The sequence below is a fragment of the Paenibacillus sp. JNUCC 34 genome (assembly GCF_058269055.1).
This window is the reverse complement of record NZ_CM177770.1, coordinates 306666-331590: the sequence shown is the minus strand read 5'-3', so window position 1 is coordinate 331590 and position 24925 is coordinate 306666. Positions and strand designations below refer to the sequence as shown.

Genomic DNA, 24925 nt, shown 5'->3' with positions numbered 1-24925 from the left:
CCTCTGACCATCCCAGCCCTCATTCTTCCGCCGTCAAACCAATGTACTTGTTTACAGTTGAACTGGACGGTCCAGTTCATACAAGTGGCGATAGCGCGGATAACGCTCCATCAATTCAGCATGTGTGCCACGCATGACGACGCAGCCCTCTTCCATAAACACAATTTCATCCATCTGCTCCACACCAACCAGGTGATGTGTCACCCAGATTAGCGACTTGCCCTTCAGGCTTGCGAACATGGTGGACAGCAGCTCGCGCTCCGTCTTCGGATCGAGACCTACGGTCGGTTCGTCAAGAATGACAACCGGCGTGTCCTGCAGCAAAATGCGGGCAAGCGCCACACGCTGCCGTTCTCCGCCGGAGAAGCGCTGCCCGGTTTCCTGCATCCGGGTCTCAAATCCCTCTGGCAAGGAGTCCACGAGGTCACTCAACCGGGCTCTCCGAACCGCATCCTGAAGGTCTTCATCAGACGCATTCATCCGGCCAAGCCGGAGATTATTCGCCAGTGTCGTATCGAACAGATGCGGACTTTGGTTCAGTACGGACACTACGGAAGCCATACCATCACCAAACCGGTAAGCATCGGTACCATTCATCGTGACGCGCCCCTCTACTGGAGAGAGCGCCCCTTGAATCAGATTCAGCAGCGTCGATTTTCCGGCTCCGGAGCGTCCGATCACAGCTACCTTCGCTCCTTGTGGAATATCCAATGAAAGTCCGCTTACCGTAGGCTGATCACCGGACCGCTGCTCTCCGTAGTCAAAGAAGACATCCTCAACCTTTACGTGAACACCGTTAAGGGCGATAGCCGCTGCTTCATTCCTTGTCATACCGGCTTGACTTCCTGCGCCTTGCAGGTGATCAGGCACTTCTTCCTTGATCCCATTCAGCCGGTTTATGGACTGCTCATACTGCGGAATCCGCTCGACCGCTTCCGAGATTGGGAGGAAAGCATCCATAAGCGGAAATACAACGAGCACAAATGCTGCAATTAGCGTTACATCTATATGACCATCCGCATATTGTTGTCCCGACCAATACACCATGGATAGTACGGTTGCCGCCACCACGCACTGGCTGATAAAGCCGCGAAATCGTCCCCATCGCTTCAATGATCGGTCTGTACGGTCAACACTGGCTTCGTCTTGTTCATATCCTGTAAGGAAATCTTTCTGACGGCCGCTAATGAACCACTCGCCCATACCGAGCACCGCGTCAGTCAGCTTTTGGTACAGAGCGGCACGCTCATTCTTAATCTCCCGGTTCTTACGCTTGGTAAGCAGTAGTGATACGATCGGCAGTACGAACACCAGCAGGAACACATACGCCGCCATCAAAAGTGCAAACCACGGATCAAATGTGCCGATAGCGATGATTGCACCGCCATACAGCACCAAAGCCACAATAGCAGGGAATACCGTGCGAATATACACATCTTGCAGATATTCAATATCGTCGGCAAGCACGCCTAGCAGATCGCCCGTCTTAAAGCGTGAGGAAAAACGAAGCGCCTGCGGTTCCAGCAGCTGATACAGCCGGACACGCATTTTGGATAAGATGCGGAGAATGGTATCATGCCCTACCAATCGCTCCACATAGTGCATAACGGCTCGGCTGATCCCGAAGGTGCGCACACCGACAACCGGCACATACACCATCAGAATGTTCTCAGGCCGAAGCGCCGACTTCGAGATGAGATAGCCCGAGGTAAACATGAGCATCGACGCGGACAGTATAGTCAGCACACCCAGGATCACAATGAGCAGAAAACGCCAGAAATAGGCTGTGACATACGGACGAAACCACTGTTCCTGCTTCAAAGCACTCCCTCCATTTGCAATGTGATGAGGCCGTAATATACACCTTTACGCGCCATTAACTGTTCATGCGTACCCGTCTCAGCTAGTCGTCCCTGATCCATCACCAGAATGTAATCCATTTCCGTCATCCAGTGCAGGCGATGTGTTGCAAGAAACACCCATTTATCTTGAAAAAGGGATACTAGCGTCTCTTTCAACTCATATTCGGTCTCGATATCAAGATGAGCTGTCGGCTCATCCAGCAGCAGGACAGGACGCTGGCTCAAAAATGCTCTCGCCATCGCGACCCGCTGCGCCTGTCCTCCGCTTAAGCTCCGACCTCCGCCGCCAATCAATTCGTCCAAGCCGTTCGGCAGAGATGCTGCCACACCGGTCAGCCCTGCCGCCTCCACCGCTCGCTCCACCTCAGTCCATGAAGCGTCGGGAGCGTAAAATCTGACATTATCGGCAAGTGAGGTGCCGAACAGATACGGATGCTGCGGAATGTAAGTCACGTTCTTTCTCCATGCCTCCGAAGCTGTATTCTGCAGCTTCACACCATCCAACATAACTTCGCCGCTGGTTGGTGCAAGGAATCCCCCCAGAATGTCGATCAGTGTGGATTTACCTGCACCGCTTTCACCTACGATGCCAATCCGGCCTCTGCCTTTCAAGCGGAAGCTTACATCCTCCAAAGATGCAGGACCACTCTCATCATGCCGCATGCTGATACCAGACAGCTCCAATACGCTATTGTCCTTCCAATCCAGCACAGGCCCTGGTGTATTGCTGTCTTCACTTGTCAGCTCATTCACCGGGCTGTTCTTCGGCTCATCCTTGATCATCTCCTGGATGGCCTCACCTGCCTGCTTGCCGTCCAGGGTAGCGTGGAAATCCGCTCCCACCATACGTACCGGCAGGAAATATTCCGGTGCCAGAATAAGAATCGTCAGAGCCGGCAACAGCTCCAGACCGCCGTTGATCAGGCGCAAGCCCAAGTTGACCGCCACAACGGCGACGGACAGCATGGTGAAGAAATCGAGTGCAAAGGATGATAGAAACGCGACACGAAGCGTGCGCATCGTTGCCTTGCGGTAGCTCTCGCTTACCTCTCCGATGCTCTCACTATGCCTTCTGCTCTGCCCCAGAAACTTCAGTGTTTCCAGACCGCGAAGGGAATCCACGAAATGGTTGGACAGCATCCGGTACGTATGCAGCTGGCGCTCCGTCTGCTTCCGTGCCGCCAAGCCAACCAAAATTAGAAATATGATCAGAATCGGCATCGTTACGAGCAAGATCACAGCCGAAATACGATCAATATAAAACACATACAACCATACCAGCGCAGGAGTAAAAGCCACTCCCATCATGCGCGGTATGGTTAGCTCCGCATATTTGCGGAATTTGGCGATGCCCTCCAGCACAAGCGTGACCACATTGCCTGTTCCCTCGGACCGGACAAATCTCGGGCCCATATGGAACAGCTTATCCATCAGCTGCTTTCTCAGGTCCGTGCCCGTCTCCTCGGCAAACCGCTGCGCTATGCCCTGCTGCAGCAGCCCAATGGCGTGACGTGCCAGAAAAGCAAGCAGGAACAATACCATTTTACTGTACTGTTCCTGCAGAGAGGATCCGGCAAACAGGGCGGAGATAACCTCCGCCAACCATTTTGCCTGCAATATGATGGCCATGCTTTGTGCCAGGGTACATACGGCGACGACGAGAAATACCGTCTTGACTCCTTTGTATCCCAGCAGATCTTTACCCATCAGTACTCTAAATGCTCCTTCTCATGTACCCGTTTATGGAAAACGTAGTAGCTCCAAATTTGATAACCTAATACGAACGGCAGCAGTGTAACCGCCACAATCGTCATCACCTTAAGGGAGTATTGCCCTGAGGCGGCGTTTTGGATCGTCAGATCAAACGCACTGTTAATCGAGCTGATCATGACACGCGGGAACAATCCGATGAACACGGACATAACCGACAGGATGATGACCGCCCCGGTCATACCGAAAGCCCAGCCGTCTTTCTTGGTTTTCATAAAATAACCGGCTGCCAGGAATGCAATAACACCAAGCACCAGTACGGCTGACAATATGCCGCCCCGAACTTTGAACACGTCCGTCATGAAATACGTCATAATTCCGAATAGCGCAAGCAGCGCTGCAACCGGGAACAACAGGCGCCGGGCCATAACCCGGGCACGCTCCTGCAAATCTCCTATGGTGCGGAGTGTCGTAAACATGAGTCCATGCAGCAAGCATAGCATAACTACCGTGATTCCGCCTACAACCGTATACAGATTGACTACATCAAAGAATCCAGCGTGAAGCTGCATCGATTCGTCAATCGGCAATCCCTGGATTAGGCAGGCGAACACTACACCGAAGAGGAATGGAGGGAGGATGCTTCCTGTGAAGATGGCACCATCCCAAACCTTTTTCCAGCGTGCATCCCCGACCTTGCCACGGAATTCAAATGCGACCCCACGGGCGATCAAGGCTAGCAGGAGAACGACGAACGGAAGGTAAAATCCGCTGAACAGCGTGGCGTACCAGTTCGGGAAGGCCGCGAACATCGCTCCGCCTGCCGTAATCAGCCACACCTCATTTGCATCCCAGAACGGGCCAATAGAGTTGATAAGCACCCGGCGCTGAGTATCATTTTTAGCCAAGAATTGTGTTGACATACCTACACCAAAGTCGAAGCCTTCCAGGAAGAAGAACCCGATAAACAGAACGGCAACCAGTACAAACCACAGCTCACTAAGAGACATTGCCGATTCCCCCCTTATTGAACGGGTCAGCTGCGTTGTGATCGTCTTCCTCCACCGCATATGGCCCTTTCTTGATAACTTTAACGAACAGATAAGCCATTACCGCAGCCAGCACAGCATAAATCGTACTGAATGCAATGAGTGAGAACAGAATGGAACCTGCGCCTACGTTTGGCGAGATGCTGTCCTTCGTCTGAATCAATCCAAATACAGTCCAAGGCTGACGCCCGATTTCTGTCATAATCCATCCCGCCGTATTGGCGATAAACGGCAATGAAATGCTGAACAGCAATACTCTCAGGAACCATTTCCCAGCCTGTTCTACCTTCTTGCGCATTGTCAACCATGTGCCGTACAAACCGAGCAAAATCATAATAGAGCCTGCAGCCACCATGATACGGAAACTCCAGAATGTAGTCCGGACTGGAGGAATGTAGTCACCAGGCCCATATTGCTCCTCATACTGTGCCTGCAGTTCTTTCATTCCGATAACTTCACCGGAAAACTTACTATAAGACAAGAAGCTGAGTAGGTAAGGGATTTTCAATTCCATCGTATTTTTCTGATTATCCGGATCAATCCCGGCAAAAACCGTCCATGGAGCCGGATCATCACTCGTTTCCCACAGACTCTCGGCTGCAGCCATTTTCATAGGCTGTGTATCCACCAGATATTGTGCTTGCTGGTGACCGAAGAGAGCAACGAGCACGGAGGAGATCAGAGCGATAATGATAGCAATGTTAAACGATTTTTTAAAGAAATCGATATCCTTCTTCTTCATCAGCTTGTATGCGCTGATCCCCGTAACGAGAAATGCGCCTGTGGCCAATGCCCCGAATACCGTATGCGGGAACTCAACCAACAGCTGACCATTCGTGATCAGAGCGAAAAAATCATTCATTTCGGCGCGTCCATTGTTCATCTCAAATCCGACAGGACGCTGCATGAACGAGTTAGCGGCCAAAATCCAGAAAGCCGACATTGCTGTACCGAAGGACACGAGCCAAATACAAAGAAGGTGAACCTTCTTGGACAAGCGGTCCCATCCGAAAATCCACAGTCCGATAAACGTGGACTCCAGGAAAAATGCGAGCAGCGCTTCAATCGCAAGCGGCGCTCCGAACACATCCCCGACAAATCGGGAGTAATCCGACCAGTTCATACCGAACTGGAATTCCTGCAAAATACCGGTAACGACCCCTACAGCAAAGTTAATGAGAAACAATTTACCCCAGAATTTTGCCATCTTCTTGTATACTTCGTTGCCCTTGACGACATACATCGTCTGCATAATGGCAATCAGAAATGCCAAGCCGATGGACAGCGGAACAAAGATGAAATGAAAAATGGTTGTCGAAGCGAACTGGATACGTGCGAGCATAACCGGATCCATAAAATACCCCTTCCTTTTGGTTCACGTAATAAAACTTTAAAATTTATCTTTTATTATTTTCGCAGACCACGAACGGAAGAATTGTGATATTTATCACATTTAAATGCCTGGAAGGGGTTAAATAGTTATAAATTTGTGACGAAAATCACGTTCTCGATAAAAACAAACAAAAAACAGGGTGGACCATGCTTGGTCACCCTGTTTTTTGCAATGATAAGTGTCTCAATCATTTCGTTTTTTTTAAACCGTAGATGGCCCAATTTCCGTTTCAATCAACTTGAACTCGGTCACATCAGCCAGTCCCCGGTTCGTGATCCGAATGTCCGGTATAACCGGCAGAGCGATCAGCGAGAAGGTCATGAACGGTGCATTCATCGGGCAGCCCAGTTCCTTCCACGCTTCCTCCATGGACACCACTTCAGCAGCTACCGTCTCGAGCGGACGATCCGCCATCAGACCTGCCACCGGCATCTCCACCTTGGCTAGCACCTCACCGTCCCGTACCACGATCATGCCTCCGCCGCATGCGGCAAGCTCATTGGCGGCAAACGCCATGTCCTCAGGGCTCGTACCCATAACGAGCAGGTTATGGCTGTCATGAGCCACCGTGGAGGCGACTGCACCGGATTTCAACTGAAATCCACTCGCATAGCCGAGGGATATCTGCCCTGTTCCCTTGTGGCGCTCAATGCAAGCCATCTGAATGACATCCTGTGCCAAATCCGGCTGGATGACTCCATCTATCACCGGGAGGGTCGCCGTCATTTTAGCGGTCCGGGCACTGTTCTCAATAACACGCACCACGTTTACCTGTGTCTGAGCGGCATTTCCTTTGCTGCGGAGCAAGAAATCATCGACGGTTAGAGCACGCTGCAGCCGTACCGAACTGCGGGCTTCCGCTGGATATTCATAAACAGGAAATTCCTTTACGATCTTTCCGGAATCCGCTACCACTTCACCATCAGCAATAACAAGCGAAGGCACCATTTGCTTCAGATCATCGATAAGCAAAATATCCGCTGCTTTACCTGGTGCAATGCTGCCAATTTCCTGCTCCATACCGAAGTAACGAGCCACATTGATCGTGCCCATCTGAATGGCTTTAACCGGATCAACGCCTTCCTCAATCGCCCGGCGCACAACATGGTTCAGATGGCCAAGATTCAGCAGTGTCATCGGATAGACGTCATCTGTCACAAGGGACATGTTATCGGTACACACGTTATCTTCCGTTACCACTTTAATAACTTCCTTAACATCATGCCATGCGGAACCTTCACGGATCATCAAATGCATGCCGAGTCGAACCTTCTGCAACGCCTGCTCCCTGGTAACTGTCTCGTGGCAAGAGCTGACACCTGAAGCGATGTAAGCCTGTAGCATACGTTCATCCTCAGAAGGGAAATGACCGGTAACGGTTTTTCCAGCCTTTAAGGTTGCCTCAATTTCTCCGCACATGGTTGGGTCACCATAGACGACGCCCGGGAAGTTCATCACCTCGCCGAGGCCTTCCACACCTGGCCACTGTAGTCCCGCTTCAATATCGGCTACGCCAAGTGCCGCGCCAGCGTCTTCGAGGTCCGTTGTAGCTGGCACACAAGAAGGAAAGGTTGTAAATACTTTTAGTGGAAGCTGCTGCCCTTCTTCGTGCATCCAGCGTACGCCTTCTGAACCGAATACGTTCGCAATCTCGTGCGGATCCATAAAGATGGAAGTTGTGCCTTTAGCCATCGCGGCTTTGGCGAATTCAGTCACCGTCAGCATCGTGCTTTCCACATGCATATGTCCGTCCAGCAGACCCGGTGCAATGTATCGTCCGTTCGCCTGAATCACATTCGTTTTCTCACCGATTGTATGATCAGCTTGTCCGATATAAGCAATTCTTCCGAAGGCCATGGCGACATCGACATGCTCCTGAAGCTCTCCAGTAAACACGTTAACGAGTGTGCCGTCCTTGATCACAGTTTCCGCTGCTGCCTGTCCCATTGCGATTTGTCCAAGTCGGTAGCTGACCTCATAACGCTTCTGTCTCTTTTGTGAACTCATATATGACACTCTCCCTTATGATTATAGAAACTTGATAGCTTCAGGCTTCCCCATAACTAGACACGAAATAACCCGGACAGCGCTTCTGTCCGGGTTATCAACAATACATAAAGGAAGAGAGAGTCTGAATTTATACCATACGAATACGTCACGCGGCTTTAACGTGTTGTAAGACCTCGGTTTAATCGAAGGATGATGATTCTCTCAGCTTTTATGTAGTCAAGTCATTTACGGTAACCTGGTAGAGACGCCTGAGCCTTATTCTCTGGCATATACATAAAAATCTTTTCAGTTGTTGTAAGAATTATAATCCTTTGGTGTCGTAAGTCAATAGAGTGGGAGAATATACTTGAACAAGTATATCAATCAGAGAAGTAAGTATTTTTAATACATATAATAGTTGCTGCGCGTACGAACCATTCCTACAATCGCTGTTGCCCCCGAATTTCTTGAATTATTTCTTTATAAGAAGAAATTCGGGGGCAAAGGCGACCGCTATCGCTTCTCCGGAAACGCTTCGTCCGCTCCGCTGCTTCGAAGCAGATCTTAAAATACTAGTTCATGGCTATCATTGGTATACTTATTCCAAGCATTAGGGGGGGCAGGTAGTTATGAAGGATATTAGCCAGAAGATGCATATTTGGATTGAAGCCGAGAAATGGGCTGAAGGAACATGGGATGAGACCAATACGAATTCGGATGTCATCGTTGTATTTCCTAACCGTTTAAAGTGGATCGCCACCTTTTTTACATATAACAACATTCAGACCTTACGGGAAAAGAACAATCAGACAGGCGAATGCATGAACGGCGCTTATTTTTGGTCGAGTGATATGGTGTTAATCGACATTATGACCAGGGAACGAATTGAACAGGTTATTCATGATCTCGTTGAAGGCAGATCATTTGAATCCGTATTTACACGTTATCCTGATGTTGAGATTGAAGAGGATGAACATTATCCCTCCCGTTTTTTCTCAACAACTAGTTGAATATCACAGGTTTTCGAAACTTCATAGCTTCGGATCCACATAAAAAGGAGCTGTTTCCCATATGCATCTCGCATGGAAACAGCCCTCTCATTTTAAATATTCAATGGCTCATCAACCTTTCAAGCCCCGGGGCAAAATAACCCTGATACACGTTCCTTTTCCGGCCTCCGATTGGATCTCTACCGTACCGTGATGGGCTTCCACGATGGCTTTTGCAATGCTCATCCCAAGGCCTGAGCCGTCAATACTTCCCTCCGTGTTCGTCCCGCGATAATAACGTTCAAACAGATTCCGCTTCGTTTCCTCGTCCATCCCAACACCGTTGTCCTTCACTACGATCGCAGCAGAATTGGCATGCTGCTCTACACCTACCGTAACCGTAATCCCGGGTGGGTTATGCTTAACGGCATTGGAGATCAGGTTATCCATCAGACGGTGAAGCCATTTGGCACTACCAGCCGCAAGCACCGGCTCATCACCGCCTTCGAACTGAAACGTCACGCCGTCAAGCGTCGCGTCGTTGACGTACTTCAATACACCGCGGCGGACAAGCTCATTCAGATCAAGCGGACACATATCCTGCGGTTGGATTTCGGTCTTCAGCCTGAATACAAGCGAGAAATCATCGATAAGTTCCAGCATGTATTCCCCTTTTTCCCGTATAACCGTTCCCATCTCCCGAAGTTCGCTCGGGCTCCAGTCTTCTGGTGCGCTTTCCAGCATGTAGCCGTAACCTTGAATGGAAGACAGGGGGGTTCGAAGATCATGGGAGATACCAGACATCCACTCCTCGCGGTTTTGTTCCAGTGCCTTCCGCTCTCTCTCGGTTGCTGCCAGCTGCTCGGCCATATGATAGAAGGAGTGAATAACTTCCTTGTACAGCTTGTAGGGCATTCGCAGCTTCCCGTTCTTTCGGAATACTTTCTTACGGTCTTTGGGGGTGAGTACTTCCTCGTAGGAGCCGCTGCCCATCCGCTCGAACCATCCGGTAAACAGCAACAGCGGACGGCTGTATCGGTATCCATGCCAGATCGACATAGCTAACGCAACGACCAGCACGATGATGCATATCCACATTACAGCGAGCAGAATCTGGTTCATGATCGGCTGCTTGCCGACCGAATCGTACGGCGTGTGATACACCCAGGTCATTCCGCTGGCCTTATCCCAGTACACATTTACATTTGTTGCGTATGAACCCGGTTCTTTCTGCATCGACATCAGTTCTAAAGGATGGTAGCTCTTCTTGTCCCCGATTGCCTTACCGATCGACTGCTTGATGCCGCCCTCCCCATCGATGATATGCAGATAGCCCCCTGCCTTCCGGACCTCCTGTTCCAATCTCTCGTGCTGCGACGGATCCGGCAAGCCGCCTACCTGATACTCCGTAAACCAATGTCTCAGCCGATCCGTACTCTCATCTACCCCACCAAGCAAAAACAACAAGGGATCCTCATAGGCCAGATCCATTTCCAACTCCATCGTATATTTGCTAAGCCGCCGTTCCTCCTTGATTTCCAGCAGCCGACTGACTGAATATGAAGAAGGCACATCCTTGGGCGTGTTCGTAGCATGGATAACGCGACCTTCCATGTCCACGACCTGCAGCCACATGTTCTGCTCGTATAAAAGCTCTTTCCAGTGTCCTTGCAGATTGACTACACCATTCTCCGTCACCGTTTCTGCTGTTAGATTGCTTAGAACCCCCGAAGGGAAGTTAAGCCGTATTTCCTCGTTCGCGATATGCTTGATTAACACAAATAGAAGCGTAAGGAGAAACAGAAACATGAATATCGAGAAGGCAATAAGCTGATATGTTAAATGAAACGCAAGTCTTCTGCTTACCTTCATCTTTTTGACCCCTTAACCAGCTTGTAGCCTAGCCCGCGGACCGTAACCAAGTATTGCGGATCACTCGGATTATCTTCAATCCGTTCCCGGATCCGGCGGATATGCACCATCACGGTGTTGTCCTCACCCATCCCATCGATTCCCCACACCGCCTCATACAACTGCGACTTGGAAAAAACAACGCCGGGATGCTTGCAAAAGTATAACAGCAGCTGAAACACCTGGGCTGGACAAGGCACCGACTCACCAAGCACCTTCAGCTCTCCTGCCGTCTCATCCAGTACAAAGCGGCCGAAATCCCACACCCGCTGTATCGGCTGTTCCTGTACACGTACCCCTGTGTCGCCCCATCCGCCCCGCCGAAGCCGGGCTTTAATGCGCGCTGCAATCTCAAGCGGGTTAAACGGCTTTGTCACATAGTCGTCCCCGCCCATAGCGAAACCGGTCAGAACATCCAGATCGGACGCCTTAGCTGTCAAAAACAAAATATGCGGACTGCCAAATGCCCGGAGCCTCGGACAGATCTCAAATCCGCTTCCGTCCGGTAACATAACATCCAGCAGCACAACATCAGCCCGGTGCACTTCCATTTCGCGAAGCGCCTCGGCGCAGCTGCCTGCTGTATAGATGCGGTTAAAACCTTCCTTGCGAAGGACCATCTGCAACATTTTTACAATAGCTGGTTCATCATCAACGATTAAAATTTTAGTGTTTTCCATATTATCTTCACCCGATACCATGCTAGCACAACAACCTTAACAGCAGTTAAACAATAATGCCCATCGTTAAGAAAAAGTTAGGTTGCCGTTTCTGAGTAATTTAAGTTAGGACGATATACTGAATTCCAAGAGGTGATTAATGTGGAAAATCCACGGAAAAGAGCTGTCGCTGTTGATGCGATCCGGGGTTTCAGTTTACTTGGCATTTTGATGGCCAATATGCTTATTTTTCAATACGGTATGTTCGGAAAAGAAGAAATGTGGTTGTTTAAACCTTCATCCTTGGATTTGATCGGTCATGATATGTTAAAAATATTTATCGAAGGCAGCTTCATGCCAATCTTTACGTTCCTGTTCGGGTACAGCATGATCAAAATGAAGGAGAGTATGAATGCCAAGGGTGTGAAATACGGGCGTAACGTGGTAAGACGTTCGATATTGCTAATTGTTCTCGGTATTCTACATTCTCAACTCTGGGATGGCGATATTTTGCTCTTCTACGGTGGCATCAGCTTCTTCCTTCTATTATTTGTGAACCGGAAGCCGAAAACTTTAATGATCTGGGGTATTATTTTCCTTCTTCTTAGCATCGGGATCAGCTATGGTGGTACCTCCGCAAAGTCTCCCGAGGATGTAATGCGTATGGAGACCCACGTTAGGGAGACAATCAACTTATATGGTACCGGGACCTATTTAGAAATTATGAACCACCGGACGACTTCAGATCCGCTTGGTCTGCCTGGCGGGATGATGTTCTTTATGTTGCTTCTGACCCCCCTTATTCTCGGAGCCTTGTTCCTGTTCGGGATGGCTGCGGCCAAACGCGGTAAATTTATGTCTCCGGAACAGGAAAAAGGATCGTATCTGCGGTACGCGATCATGTTTGTCCCGTTCGGTATCGCCGCAAAAACGGCATCAATCATGCTCGGCTCTACCCATGCATGGAGTGGGATTTTGAACATGGCAGGCGCTCAAATTCTCTCGCTTGGATACATTTATCTGTTTGCCTATATTTATGCCCTCTCTTCTAACAGAAATGTTGTCTTCCGTTCATTTGAAGCGGTTGGCCGGATGTCGTTGACGAACTATCTCATGCAAACCGTCATCTGTACAACGATCTTTTACGGATACGGGCTGGGGATGTTCGGTAGACTCGGTGTTTTGACTGGCATCTTACTTGCACTCGGTATCTATGTAGCTCAGGCCATGTGCAGTCTACTGTATCTGAACCGTTTCCGAACGGGTCCAATCGAGTTCCTGCTGCGTATCGGTACCTATTGGTCATGGAGCGGGCAGGCGAAGCCAAAGAAACCTAAGAGTCCTCCAATTCAGACAGAGGCTTCCTCTTCTTGAGGAGCCTCGGGGTAATTCCTCCAAGATGAAATCGCCTGCACCCATAAGGTATAATGGACATGCAGATATCATCGACTGACATACCGGATAAGGTAAGGCCGGATTACAGCCTAAGGAGGAACAAAAATGCTGGTAGTAACGAATTCGATCAAGATCAAATCGGGACATGGCAAGGAGCTGTCTGAGCGGTTCGCGCAGGCGAAAGGCGTACAGGAGATGCCGGGGTTCATCCGGATGGAAGTATGGCATGAGGCCAAGGAAGGGGCCGAAGCCGAAGAACTCAAGATTTGTACGGTGTGGGAGAACGAAGAAGCCTTTAAAGGCTGGACTTCCAGCGAATCCTTCCGTCAGTCACACCGCGGAGGAGGCAGCGAGTTTATTCTGGGTGCTTCCCTCAATAAATATGAGCTGCTTGTCAGCAACCCACCTATAGGTTAACCCTTGTTACCCGTGAAAAGCTTTCGCTTTTCACGGGTTTGTTATATCTGGGGATTTAACATCAATTCACTGAGTTTGTTTAGTACTTTTCGACTCATATTTCATAAATAGAGCGCTGTCATCACTATTTTTTCACCACTTGATAGGAAAGTTTTATGACCGATGTAAACTTCATGTATTGGCCACATATAAATTCACATTATCAATACAATTTTAATCATTGGGATATAGTAAACAGGAACGACGCCGAAACCCGGCAGATCCCATTTTAAAGGAGGATTTCATCGTGGAAAACACACATGAATTCGTGGAAAAGATGAAAGATAATGCCGAAAAAGCCCGTCATAACAAGGAAAATCACGGCAAGGGTACGCCGAGTGCACAATTACCTACCAAACAGCACGGTACGAAAAAGTAAACCACCGATGAGCAGAACAGCGATCCTAAGATCGCTGTTTCTTTGCACTAATCGTATAATTTCTGAAAGCATTTTTTAGGTAAAAATGTATATATAATTAGCATAGATGTATAAATTTTAACTTGCAAGGATGCTGGATTTTTGATAAATACAACATAATACATATTTATGAGAGAGGTGGACCTGTACATGAATCTTACTACACAACAATCGCAAGAAGCGGTATCTTATGTCCAATCCGTATTTGAGACTGTACAAAAGCGCAACCCGAATGAGCTTGAATTCCATCAGGCCGTCAAAGAGATCCTTGATTCACTCGTTCCGGTACTCACCAAATGTCCGCAATACCAATCTGCTGGAATTTTAGAGCGACTCGTTGAGCCTGAGCGCGTGATTACCTTTAGAGTTCCATGGGTAGACGATCAAGGTAAAGTCCAGGTTAACCGCGGCTATCGTGTTCAGTTCAATAGTGCCATTGGACCGTACAAAGGCGGCCTCCGCTTCCACCCTTCCGTTAACGTTAGCATCATTAAATTCCTCGGCTTTGAGCAAATTTTGAAAAACTCCCTGACAGGTCTCCCAATCGGTGGCGGCAAAGGCGGCTCCGACTTCGATCCAAAAGGCAAATCCGACAATGAAGTTATGCGTTTCACACAAAGTTTCATGACAGAGCTGTATAAATATATCGGACCAGACGTTGACGTACCTGCAGGTGATATCGGTGTTGGCGCACGTGAAATCGGTTATATGTTCGGCCAATACAAGCGTATCCGTGGCGGTAATGAAGCAGGTGTCCTGACGGGTAAATCCATTCAGTACGGCGGAAGCTTGGGACGTCCTGAAGCAACAGGCTATGGCTGTGTTTATTTTGTAGAAGAAATGCTGAACTCCAAAGAAATGAGCTTTGAAGGCCAGACTGTCGTTGTATCCGGCTCCGGTAACGTGTCCATTCATGCGATCGAGAAAGCTCAGCAGTTCGGTGCAAAGGTTGTGGCTTGCAGTGATTCTAACGGTTATGTGTACGATCCTCAAGGCATCTGCCTCGAAACCGTTCGCCGTCTGAAAGATGTAGAAAGAAAGCGGATCAGCGAATATGTGAAAGAGCATCCACATGCGGCATACACAGAAGGCTGGATGGGTATCTGGACGATTCCTTGTGATATCGCTCTTCCATGCGCAACGCAAAATGAGATTGACGAAGCATCCGCAGCCATCCTGATCTCTAACGGTGTGAAAGCGATTGGCGAAGGAGCTAACATGCCTTCCACTCTGGAAGCCATCGACCTGTTCCTGAAGAACGACGTTCTGTTCGGTCCTGCCAAAGCGGCAAATGCCGGAGGTGTAGCTGTATCAGCACTTGAAATGTCCCAGAACTCGATGAGACTTTCCTGGACGTTCGAAGAAGTGGACAGCAAGCTTCATCAGATTATGAAAAACATTTACAACAGCAGCGTGCAGGCGGCTGAGGAATTCGACTGTGCTGGCAACCTTGTCGTGGGCGCCAACATTGCCGGCTTCCGCAAAGTAGCCGATGCTATGCTCGCTCAAGGTATTGTTTAAAGAACTTTTAAAATCTATTCATTGATTCGTTGGGTTACTCGGTATAAGCAGTAAACCTTAATTGTTATATGTTAATGTTTCGGCCCATACCCTGTACTCGGGTTTCAGATTGTAGGCAAAGTCTAACGGAAGCTGATAAGCGCATCAGGTAAAGCGGTATCCATCATCTTCTTTTTGACTTTGTCATCAGCCTGAGACCTGACGGTGCAAGGGAATGGATTGTAATAACTGAACAAGCCACCTCAGACCCCCTGTTGCTTTATTACGCTGATGGGGTTATGCACAAAAGCCTCCGTTATATCTGAAACGGAGGCTTTTGTGTATGCTTTTTATTCAATATGCTATAGACCGGTCAGCAGAACCGCTGTGCCAAGTGCGATAATCCGGGCCATGTTCATCATGACAAAGTTCTGGACGGAATTCGCAAAGGTCTTTTCCTTGGACGGATTCGCGGTGAATTTTTTAATGTTTTTCTGTACAGGAATAATTGTTAGCAGGACGAGCAGCAGAATGATCGGGTTCACCTTCAGGAACAGCAACACAATCAGGTCTACATAAGCGAGATAATACATAATACGAAACAGAATTATGGAGTTCGGACGGCCGATATAAACCGGAAGGGTATATCGTTTGTTCTCGATATCGTCTTCAACATCACAAATATTGTTCGCCAGCATGATGTTAGCAATACCGAGAATGGCCGGAACAGAAATTAGGAACACCAGAATGACCTCAAGCAGATTGACCTGTAGGAGAACCATCCCTCCATCTAATACAAGACTTGCAAGTTGACTTTCATCCACATGAATCCATGTCGAGATAAAGATAATAACAAAACCCATGAACAGACCGGAGAACAGCTCACCGAGCGGCATCCGGGATATCGGAATCGGCCCGAAGGAATACAGAATACCGACTGCAAAAGACAACCCGCCCAGGAGCAGAATCAAAAGTCCGGTATCCAAAAACAGGGCAATGCCTGTGCTGAATGCAGTCAGCAGCAGGATCGCGATTACAGCCACCACTGCCCGCTCCTTCAGCTTATAGTGCACAATAGCGTTATGGGATTCATAGCCGAAGCCATGAGTTTTGATCGCTTTTTTATAATCGTAGTAGTTGTTAATTGCTGTGGTCGCCATGTCAAATGAGAGCAGCGATGCCAGCATCAGCACGAAATGGTACGCGTCAAACTGCTGAAAGCGGAACAGCGCATACACCGTCCCGATCAAAAATGGGATTATGCTCGCCACCTTTGTTTGAATCTCCACCAGTTTTAAAAATGGTTTGATTCCCATCTCCATCCATCCTTCTTAATAAATTATCTAAAAATAGGATAGATTAATTTTTATCTTTTGGCTGTGGGAATTGTTCTTGACAATAGTTTGTTTTGTGAAAAAAGTTGCAAATCGGCTCTTATTTCACTTTAACGACAAAAATCACCCTTGGACAGAAGCACATATGCGGCTGATCCTATCCTAAAGGGTGCTTCGACGTAAGCTATTCCGTTATGAAGTAACTTCATCCTCTTTCGCCGTGCTGCGCCGGCGGGTCCACGGGGTGCCGAGGAGCGGCAGAGCCCATCGGTCCAGACCGTACCAACCTGCCACTTTCCATGCCAGCACGATCCACGTCGCTATAATGAACAGCAGCGGGTTTGAGCTCAATGATCCAGCAAACAAGTAACTGGCATTCATCAATCCGCCAAAGAAAGCGGCGACGCCGGTCAGAAGACCCACAACAAGCCCTATACCGACCAATACTTCTCCGAACGCTACCAGAAATGAAAACAGCTTGGCGTTAGGCAGCACAAAGTTTTCCAGAAATGATGCGTACCAACCGGAGACATCCTTACCGGTTTCCGCTTTTGCAAGCGACCCTTTAACAAAACCTTGAATCGCGGCTCCCGCCTCGCTTCCTGTCCAAGCGTCAGAGGTCATTTTCTTAAAACCTGCTGTGAACCAGATATATCCCAAGTATAGGCGCAAAATCAGCCAGATCCACGCTGAACGGGTACTGCTAAAAAGAAACATTAACACGGGATTTTCAGGTACCACCACATACTGATTTTTTTTAAAATCCTGCTTCGCCAAACTCTTCATCTCCATTCCACTTTATGAATTTTGTGAATGTAATCCTTCTAAATTTAACCATATTCACAAAATGTACACAACTAATAAATTGAATTAATTTCAATTTTTGTAGCATATGCCTAGAGAATGGTATTAATTGAATATAATGTATTAAAAAATATCCATGCTCAAATAACGCTCTCCGGTATCTGGCGCAATACAGACAACCCGTTTCCCAGCACCCAGCGACTTGGCTACGGTAATCGCAGCGAAAACCGATGCACCGGACGATGGTCCGACCAGAATACCCTCCTTCCGGGCCAAATCGCGAACCGTCTGCAGCGCATCATCATCCGCAATCTGAATGATTTCGTCGTAGACGTCCGTATTCAGAATATCAGGCACAAATCCGGGGCTTGTGCCAACCAGCTTATGGGGTCCTGGCTGTCCACCAGACAATACAGGTGATCCTTTCGGCTCTACTACCGCGATATGTAGCTCCGGCAGATGCTTCCGCAGCTCCTCGCCGGTGCCTGTAATCGTCCCGCCCGTTCCCGCTGTAGCAACAAACGCATCCAGCTGGCCTTCCATCTGCTGCAATATTTCCGGCGCTGTTGTCACACGGTGTATGTCCGGATTCGCCTGATTCTCGAACTGTTGAGGGATAAAACTGCCCGGGATTTGCTCCTTCAGTTCCAAGGCTTTGGCGATGGATCCCGGCATTCGTTCACTGCTCGGCGTCAGTACCACTTCCGCACCGTAAGCCTTCAGTATATTAATTCGTTCCTTCGACATGTTATCCGGCATGATCAGAATGGCCCGGTAGCCTTTGGCTGCTGCAATCATAGCCAGACCGATGCCAGTGTTGCCACTTGTCGGTTCAATGATTGTGCCTCCCGGTGTAAGCACTCCCTGTTTCTCAGCCGTATCGATCAAATTAAAGGCTGCCCGGTCCTTCACACTACCGGACGGATTAAACATTTCCAGCTTCACATACACATCGGCTGCCCCATCCGGCACGATACGCTGCAGCTGAACCACTGGTGTCCCGCCGATCAAATCTACAATATTATCGAATATTCCCATGGTGGTGTTCTCCTTTGTAATAGCAGAATGATTTCAAGGATATTTCAAAAATCAATGATTGCTCAAATCCAGGTGCTTCATAATCCGTTCCCGTAACGTTACAAATTCCGCGCCGTTACGGTTACGCGGCCGCGGCATATCCGTAGAGATCGACTCCACAATCCGGCCCGGACGAGGGCTCATCACATAGATCGTATCTGCCAAATAAATAGCTTCATCGATATCATGCGTGATCAGAAGCACCGTCTTGCCTGTACCTTCCCATAAAGTAAGCAGCTCATTCTGCATCGAGATCTTCGTAATAGCGTCCAGTGCGCCAAACGGCTCGTCGAGCAGCAGTACCTCCGGGTCCATGACTAAAGCGCGGGCGATAGATGCCCGCTGGCGCATACCGCCGGACAACTGGTGCGGATAGTATTTCTGAAATCCGCCAAGCCCCACCTTCTCAAGCATGGCATCAACACGGGATTTGCGTTCTTTTTTGGGAATACCTGTAAGCTCCAGACCGAAACCTACGTTAAATTCCACTGTGCGCCAAGGGTACAAGGCATGCTCCTGAAAGATCAGCATCCGGCTGGGGTCCGGCTTAACAATACTCTGCTCACTCGCTGTAACCTTCCCGTCCGACGGGTATTCCAGACCTGCGATCATGCGCAGTACCGTGCTTTTCCCGCAGCCCGAAGGGCCTACAATGGCAGCGAATTCACCTTGGTGGATGGTGATATCCACCTGCTCTAGCACATTCAATGATCCGAAGGATTTGGATACGTTATCTACTTGGATGGTCTGCATGCTATTCATCTCCTCCCGGTTGGACGTAACGATAACGAAGCAGCTTTCTTTTTAATCCTTCAAGCAGCACCAGATCGAGCAGCGCTGCAATCGTGCCGATGACAATAATGCTCATCAATACGCCTTCCATGTCGGCAACCTCACCGCGCCAGCGAGAGTAGAAGCCTAACCCTGCCATAGCACCACCGACCATTTCCGCTGCGATCAATGAACGCCAGGCGTTCCCGAAAGCAACCTGCGCCCCGGTAACAAAGGCCGGCAGCGATTCAGGAGCGAATACCTTTGCGAGCAGTTGACGACGGCTTGCGCCCATAACCCGGGCCAGCTCCAGATGTGTCCGGTTTACGCCCTCCGTTGCATTCAATACGGAGAGCGCCATGGGGAAGAAGCTGGCGATGATGATGACAGTAATGATGGTTTTGTTGCCAAAGCCTAGTAATATAACGAAAAATGGCACCCATGTAATCGGAGGTATCGCCTGAAGAATAGATATCAGGCTCCGCAGATATACCGCAAAACCTTTCGATATGCCGCCGATCAGGCCAAGCAACGCACCGAACAGGCAAGCAAGCGGATATCCCCACAGCAGACGAATCAGGCTATCCCCGATGTGGCCTCGGAATTCAGGATCTTGGATGCTGCTGAATAATCGAACAAACACATCAGGCACATCCGGCAGCAGATAGGACGGCAGAAACAACGCCGTTATCTGCCAAACAGCAAGAAGGCTCCCTACTGCAAGCAGATAGGGGAGCACTTTTCGCCAGAAGGAGCCTGATGTCGGTTTAGTCCGCGGCACTTTCGTGTAGGATGGATTCACCAGAAACTCTCCTTTTTATAAGTGATATGGTCACTCCTTACTTCTTCTGCTGATCCTGCCAGCTTAAATCAATAATATCTGCCACCTTCACTTCTTTTTCCAGAACACCCTGCTCTTTCATCATGTTGGATATTTCTTGCATGCGGGTTACCTGATCTGGCGTGATATCCCAGTTAAACACTTGGGTTTCGATCGCCTGCTTGATAACGTCGACCGATTCCACAGTGCCACCATGATGGGATTCCATCGTATCCGAGTCCACAAAATGCTTCATGATAAGACCTGCTGATTTCTTCGGATCCTGCTGAAGCATTTCGATTGCTTCTTTCTGAGCATCCAGCAGCTGATTTACCGCTTCATGATTATTCTCCAAATTCTCATCGGTCGTAATGACGACCATGCAAGGGAACGGCCATACTTTGCCGATCTCATATATTTGCTTCGCGGCTAACGTGTGGGTAGCGATACTGTCGTACGGTTCAAACACGAATGCTGCATCCACCGCGCCGGAAGCGAGTGACTGAATAGCCTGGCCCGGGTCAACGTATACCATCTGCACATCTTTGCTGGTCAGTCCCGCTTCTTTCAGCACGACACCGTTCAGAACGATATCTGCCGTGCTTCCTTGGCCTTGGGAGGCAAGCTTCTTGCCTTTCAAATCTGCCACACTAGCGATACTACTGTCGTCTTTTACGAGCACACTGTGAAATCCGAGCTGTGCTCCGCCGACAACTTTTACCCCTGCACCCTTAGAGGCCCATGAAACAGCATTCGTAAACCCGAGCACCCCGGCATCCACCTGCTTGCCGACCATCGCTTTAATAAGGTCCGTGCCACTCTTGAACTGCTGCATCTTCACGTTCAATCCATGCTTCTCATACAGCTTCGCCTCATAAGCGAGCATAGCCTGCGCATCGTCCATGACATTCAAGTATCCGACTACAAACTCTTTCTTGGCTTCACCGTTTCCTCCGGCCGATTCGCCGCTGTTTCCTTGCTTGGCGTCACTGCCGCAGGCTGTAACCGCCAGCATAGTGATCAACAGCAGCCCTATCATCAGCCCTTTAATACGTCGGGCACTATTTGCCATGGTAAATCCCCCTTTATATATAAAGCCGATAAACTTACTAGGATTATAAAAAGAATACCCCGGGATGTCAATTGATTTACCGGAAATTAAAGGAAAAAAACTGTTTCAATCTCACGTTATGGTATTCTGTACATATTCGATTTAAAATGCCGATCCTGTAGCACAAGTGTAGGAGCCGGTACGGAGTGTATGTGGAACTAGCTGAACCAACTTGACGGTTCTTTATATTGAAGGAGGCCCCTCTGTCATGACTACAACTTCATGCCTGCCTATTGAGACAGGTCCCATTCTGCTGCTGGACCGCAGCCAAGATCTAAACGAACCGGACGTGCTCTACTCCTTCGCGCTGGACGAGCTGTTGTGCCGGCAGACCGGTCGTGGCGGCCCCGCAATCTGTCACCTATGGCGTCATCCCCGTGCATTCGTTATGGGCGTGAGAGACAGCCGACTGCCCAAGGCTCAGGAATCCGAGCACCAGCTTCGCGATCTTGGTTACGACACAGCGATCCGCCACTCAGGTGGTGCTGCCGTGCCTCTGGATCCAGGCGTTGTAAATTTATCTCTTATTCTGCCACTCGGGGAGAACCGTCACCACAATCAGGACTTTCATCAAGATTTCGAAATAATGGTGCATTTGATCCGCGAAGCATTACGGGATACCGGGTATACGGTCGATACTGGAGAGATTGCCGGAGCGTTCTGTCCAGGCGCATTTGACTTAAGCATTGGTGGACGCAAATTTTGCGGCATTGCCCAGCGCAGACAGAACAAGTCCTTCATTATCCAGGCGTTTATTATCGCCGAAGGCTCCGGTGCAGAACGGGCGGGTCTTGTCCGTTCCTTCTATGACGGGGCCGCCGCTGACGCCGATCCAGCCCTCTATCCGCTGGTTCAGCCGGAGTCGACCGCGAGTCTTCAGGAGTTGGCGGAATTAGGACCTCATGCAGCCCCGATGTTTACTGAATCGGTCAAGAAGGTCATCCGTCAATGGCAGGCAGCCATGGACCCGGCAGATATAACATCCTCCGCCTCCAAGCTGGATCTTCCTACCCCGGATGATGTCCGTGAGATGGCCCGCTCCTTACGGCAGCGCTATATCCGGAAATAAAGCACAAGAAGCCGCCCCTTTCGGGGCGGCTTCTTATGCATATTGAATCAGATATACCATAACTGATTCGGACACTCCTTTTAGGGATTCAGGCTCAAATCGCCCGTTCACACTTGATTTTTCTTTGTTTTTCTTGTTTTTTACCTGATTCAGGAAGAAGCCCCCTTTATTTGCTTTGATTTATGAAAACGTTTACCTTACAATTTTATTAACAGCTTTCCCTTTAGAGAGGCGGCCTAGGAGGTTTATTCATGAAATGGAATCATTTCAAGTCCAAGCTATTGCTTAAATATACGTTTTCCTATATCGCTATTTTCCTTATTCCGCTCGTTATTCTAACTGTCTTTATCTATCAGAGCGCCGTACAAACTCTCCGCTCCGAAATCGAGCAAACGAACGTCAATCAAATGACACAGGCCAAGACTGTTATCGACGAACGCATGAAGGAACTGCAGGATATGGCATCACGCATCTCTTACGATGAGAAGCTTACGTCATATTGGGTTCACCACCCTTTCTACAGCCGAGAAGCAATTGGAACTCTGGCCAAATACAAGGCGACAAGTTCCATCATTAATGAGCTTTTCCTGTTCTTCCGTGGTGACGAGAAAATTTATTCCGCTCAGGGCCTTGAGAACCTGGATGTTTTCAACGGGCGCTACACATTTCATAACTGGAACAAAACAGACCTGATCCATGATTTGAATACGATGAGTTTTCCAACGATGCGTCCAGCGGAAAAAGTCGATCAAGGAGAGCGGGGACAGCAATCCATGCTAGCCTACCTTGTACCGATCACGCCAAACAATCCAACTCCACACGGAACGGTCATGTTTCTGATTAACGAATCCAATCTGACCGATTTAATTGAATCAATCCTTAGTGACTACCATGGTATGACTTATATTTTTGACAATAACGGGCAAGTGCTTGCCGCCAATCACCAGGGTGAAACGATTACCGCGACGGAAGTCAACGCCTTGTACAGGCTCGAACCGGGAACGCATAGTCTCACCCTGAACAATGAGTCGCATTCGGTCGTATCCGTCAAGTCAGACGCCGGCTGGACTTATGTGACGGCCATGCCGAGCAGCCAGTTTTTTAGCCGTATTGTTCATATCCAAACCATTATTGTTCTTGTTTTTTCCCTTGTAGTCGTGATGGGTACCATTCTTGCTATCATTTTGGCGCGGAAGCAGTACCATCCGATTTCCGACTTGATGGAGTTCGTGAGGCTAAAAACCGTCACCGATACGCCCACATCCAGCAACGAACTGGAATGGATCAAAAAAACACTGCATGACTACAGCCAGCGGGTCGATCTTCAGGAGCCCTACGCCCGCAATCATATACTGCAGCTATTGCTGAAGCATGGCCATACGAAGGAATTCACTACCGAATTCAAAGAAACTCTCGGTATCCGCTTCAACCGCTCCCATTATTTTGTCGTCTGCATGGGCTGGGAAGCTCACGCTTTTCCTATGGACGACAATCCAGATCGGAGACCTGTCATGCAACTGATGAACGAAGTGGAGCTGCCGGAGCTTTCCGCACACATGTATAGTGTCGAGCTTCCTCAGCCCAACCGGCTGGCCCTCATTGTCGGATTTGACACCGATACCGGACATGATGCCCGTCTGCAAGCCCGGATGGAATCCATTGTTGAAGCTCTGCGTAAGATGGTAACAGAACAAACAGGTCTGTCTCCTGCCATTGGAGCAGGTACGCGCTACAGCCATTCAGAACAGCTTAATCAATCCTACATCGAAGCATCGACCGCTTTTGAATCATCCATGCTCAATGGTGAGGGCAGTACCACTTTCTTCAACAAACTCTCAGGCACCCGGGATTGTACCTTCTGGGTACCGAACGACGTGCTGCTAAAGCTCGTTCAGAGCCTGAAGCAGGGCAGCTATGATGTGGCCGTCCAGATGGTGTCCACTGCGCTCAACAACCTGAAAGCGGAAAAACCTGCGGTGCCGCTTCTGCGCTGCATTTGCTTCGACATTCTTAACACGATGCTGAAAACCGCTTCAGAGCTCGGCATTCACCATGTTGTCAATGAGATTCCGCGAGTCACCAGCTTTGATTCTTTGGAGGAATTGGAGAAGAAGCTCGTAGGCCTTGCTGCAGACATCTGCGCTCAGGTCGAAGCCAAAAACGAGACAGAAGAAAGCAGCTTGATTGAACAGATTACAGCCTTTATCGACGAAAACTTTACAGATTACGACCTAAGTCTGGGAACCATCTCATCCAAGTTCTCCATCTCATCTTCTTATTTCAGCCGCTCTTTCAAAGAGAAAATGGGCATTAACTTCTCCCAATATATATGGCAAAAACGGATGGATGAAGTGATCCGGCAGCTCCTACATACAGCCGATCCTTTAAAAGACATCATTACACGCGTCGGTTACCTGGACACACCAAACTTCATCCGCAAGTTTAAAAAAGAAATGGGCTGCACCCCTGGCCAGTACCGTAAAATGCATAGCCAAAACGGAGCCTCCGTTCCCCCTGATGATGAGGATGAGGAGTACACCGGATAATAGACAAAACACCAATTCCCCTGGGCCGCGCCTTGGGGAATTGGTGTTTGTGCTTTCGATGC

The 24925-nt window shown here is 49.1% G+C and carries 20 protein-coding genes and 1 riboswitch; of the genes, 7 read left to right on the top strand and 13 right to left on the bottom strand.

Annotation, left to right across the window (positions count from 1 at the left end; translation table 11 throughout):
• Positions 1-51: 51 nt before the first annotated feature.
• The 5 genes from cydC to ade form a co-directional block, all read right to left on the bottom strand.
• On the bottom strand, positions 52-1821 hold the full coding sequence (gene cydC, locus AC2TF5_RS01485) for a thiol reductant ABC exporter subunit CydC (protein WP_491300532.1): 1770 nt from the start codon (positions 1819-1821) through the stop codon (positions 52-54).
• A complete protein-coding gene (gene cydD, locus AC2TF5_RS01480) occupies positions 1818-3569 on the bottom strand; it encodes a thiol reductant ABC exporter subunit CydD (RefSeq protein WP_491300531.1) in 1752 nt (583 codons plus the stop codon). The genes cydC and cydD overlap by 4 nt, the downstream gene beginning before the upstream one ends.
• Positions 3569-4582, bottom strand: coding sequence for a cytochrome d ubiquinol oxidase subunit II (gene cydB, locus AC2TF5_RS01475; RefSeq protein ID WP_491300530.1), 1014 nt, complete (start codon positions 4580-4582; stop codon positions 3569-3571). The genes cydD and cydB overlap by 1 nt, the downstream gene beginning before the upstream one ends.
• The gene (locus AC2TF5_RS01470; protein WP_491300528.1) at positions 4572-5975 is read right to left on the bottom strand and encodes a cytochrome ubiquinol oxidase subunit I; all 1404 of its coding nucleotides are present in this window, start codon (positions 5973-5975) and stop codon (positions 4572-4574) included. Before AC2TF5_RS01470 ends, cydB begins: the two co-directional genes overlap by 11 nt.
• A 240-nt stretch (positions 5976-6215) precedes the next feature.
• Complete coding sequence (ade, locus tag AC2TF5_RS01465; RefSeq protein ID WP_491300527.1) at positions 6216-8021, bottom strand: adenine deaminase; 1806 nt, start codon at positions 8019-8021, stop codon at positions 6216-6218.
• Between the two features lie 196 nt (positions 8022-8217).
• A riboswitch (purine riboswitch) is annotated at positions 8218-8319 on the bottom strand.
• Between the two features lie 313 nt (positions 8320-8632).
• Between ade and AC2TF5_RS01460 the strand changes: the two genes are divergently transcribed.
• The gene (locus tag AC2TF5_RS01460; protein ID WP_491300526.1) at positions 8633-9013 is read left to right on the top strand and encodes a hypothetical protein; all 381 of its coding nucleotides are present in this window, start codon (positions 8633-8635) and stop codon (positions 9011-9013) included.
• A gap of 111 nt (positions 9014-9124) precedes the next feature.
• On the opposite strand, the gene AC2TF5_RS01455 is transcribed toward AC2TF5_RS01460, so the two are convergent.
• Both AC2TF5_RS01455 and AC2TF5_RS01450 read right to left on the bottom strand, forming a co-directional pair.
• The gene (locus tag AC2TF5_RS01455; RefSeq protein WP_491300525.1) at positions 9125-10864 is read right to left on the bottom strand and encodes a sensor histidine kinase; all 1740 of its coding nucleotides are present in this window, start codon (positions 10862-10864) and stop codon (positions 9125-9127) included.
• The gene (locus AC2TF5_RS01450; protein WP_491300524.1) at positions 10861-11583 is read right to left on the bottom strand and encodes a response regulator transcription factor; all 723 of its coding nucleotides are present in this window, start codon (positions 11581-11583) and stop codon (positions 10861-10863) included. Before AC2TF5_RS01450 ends, AC2TF5_RS01455 begins: the two co-directional genes overlap by 4 nt.
• A gap of 141 nt (positions 11584-11724) precedes the next feature.
• Between AC2TF5_RS01450 and AC2TF5_RS01445 the strand changes: the two genes are divergently transcribed.
• From AC2TF5_RS01445 to gdhA, 4 genes are all read left to right on the top strand, one after another.
• The gene (locus AC2TF5_RS01445) at positions 11725-12936 is read left to right on the top strand and encodes a DUF418 domain-containing protein (protein WP_491300523.1); all 1212 of its coding nucleotides are present in this window, start codon (positions 11725-11727) and stop codon (positions 12934-12936) included.
• 126 nt (positions 12937-13062) lie between these two features.
• The gene (locus AC2TF5_RS01440) at positions 13063-13374 is read left to right on the top strand and encodes an antibiotic biosynthesis monooxygenase (RefSeq protein WP_491300522.1); all 312 of its coding nucleotides are present in this window, start codon (positions 13063-13065) and stop codon (positions 13372-13374) included.
• 286 nt (positions 13375-13660) lie between these two features.
• Positions 13661-13792 (top strand): DUF4023 domain-containing protein, encoded by a 132-nt coding sequence (locus AC2TF5_RS01435; RefSeq protein ID WP_491300521.1) that lies wholly within the window; start codon positions 13661-13663, stop codon positions 13790-13792.
• 189 nt (positions 13793-13981) lie between these two features.
• Positions 13982-15352: an NADP-specific glutamate dehydrogenase gene (gene gdhA, locus AC2TF5_RS01430; protein WP_491300520.1), complete on the top strand. Its 1371-nt coding sequence runs from the start codon at positions 13982-13984 to the stop codon at positions 15350-15352.
• 341 nt (positions 15353-15693) lie between these two features.
• Here the strand turns inward: gdhA and menA are convergent, their stop codons facing one another.
• From menA to AC2TF5_RS01400, 6 genes are all read right to left on the bottom strand, one after another.
• On the bottom strand, positions 15694-16647 hold the full coding sequence (gene menA, locus AC2TF5_RS01425; protein ID WP_491300519.1) for a 1,4-dihydroxy-2-naphthoate polyprenyltransferase: 954 nt from the start codon (positions 16645-16647) through the stop codon (positions 15694-15696).
• A 210-nt stretch (positions 16648-16857) separates the two neighbouring features.
• Positions 16858-17451, bottom strand: coding sequence for a DoxX family protein (locus AC2TF5_RS01420; protein ID WP_491300518.1), 594 nt, complete (start codon positions 17449-17451; stop codon positions 16858-16860).
• A gap of 141 nt (positions 17452-17592) precedes the next feature.
• The gene (gene cysK / locus AC2TF5_RS01415; RefSeq protein WP_491300517.1) at positions 17593-18507 is read right to left on the bottom strand and encodes a cysteine synthase A; all 915 of its coding nucleotides are present in this window, start codon (positions 18505-18507) and stop codon (positions 17593-17595) included.
• A gap of 51 nt (positions 18508-18558) precedes the next feature.
• Positions 18559-19299: an ABC transporter ATP-binding protein gene (locus tag AC2TF5_RS01410; protein WP_491300516.1), complete on the bottom strand. Its 741-nt coding sequence runs from the start codon at positions 19297-19299 to the stop codon at positions 18559-18561.
• Position 19300: 1 nt separating this feature from the next.
• Positions 19301-20119: an ABC transporter permease gene (locus AC2TF5_RS01405; RefSeq protein WP_491300515.1), complete on the bottom strand. Its 819-nt coding sequence runs from the start codon at positions 20117-20119 to the stop codon at positions 19301-19303.
• A gap of 37 nt (positions 20120-20156) precedes the next feature.
• A complete protein-coding gene (locus AC2TF5_RS01400; RefSeq protein ID WP_491300514.1) occupies positions 20157-21209 on the bottom strand; it encodes an ABC transporter substrate-binding protein in 1053 nt (350 codons plus the stop codon).
• A gap of 247 nt (positions 21210-21456) precedes the next feature.
• Here AC2TF5_RS01400 and AC2TF5_RS01395 point away from each other — a divergent pair, with 247 nt between their 5' ends.
• Both AC2TF5_RS01395 and AC2TF5_RS01390 read left to right on the top strand, forming a co-directional pair.
• Positions 21457-22317, top strand: coding sequence for a lipoate--protein ligase family protein (locus AC2TF5_RS01395; RefSeq protein WP_491300513.1), 861 nt, complete (start codon positions 21457-21459; stop codon positions 22315-22317).
• 251 nt (positions 22318-22568) lie between these two features.
• Positions 22569-24863: a helix-turn-helix domain-containing protein gene (locus AC2TF5_RS01390; protein ID WP_491300512.1), complete on the top strand. Its 2295-nt coding sequence runs from the start codon at positions 22569-22571 to the stop codon at positions 24861-24863.
• The last annotated feature ends 62 nt before the right edge of the window (positions 24864-24925 follow it).